This is a genomic window from Vibrio sp. 10N.261.54.A5 (assembly GCF_041471145.1).
In the GTDB taxonomy this organism is placed as follows: Bacteria; Pseudomonadota; Gammaproteobacteria; order Enterobacterales; family Vibrionaceae; genus Vibrio; species Vibrio crassostreae_C.
On record NZ_JBFRNU010000122.1, the window covers coordinates 1 to 294 of the forward strand.

1 protein-coding gene is annotated in these 294 nt (G+C 49.0%); it reads left to right on the top strand.

Features of this window, described 5'->3' with window-relative positions; genetic code table 11:
- A partial coding sequence (locus AB4329_RS22445; RefSeq protein WP_372139322.1) for a cadherin-like domain-containing protein occupies positions 1 to 294 on the top strand: 294 nt, incomplete at both ends.

Sequence of the window (294 nt, forward strand, 5' to 3'; positions counted from 1 at the left end):
ATGGTTCGATTCGTCTAAGTCAAGAGCAGCTTCTATCGCAAGCTTCTGACGTAGAAGGCGATGACCTTACTGCTAGCGGCCTAACGGTTGGTGGAGATGCGACGGTTGTAGCTAATGATGACGGCAGCTTCACGATTACGCCAGATGAGAACTTCAACGGTGACATCGATATCAGCTTCGATATCTCAGATGGTACTAACACCGTTCAGGCTTCTGCGGATCTAACCGTTAACCCAGTTAATGACCTGCCTGTCCCTCAAGATCAACAGTTCAGCGTTGAAGAAGATGGAACGC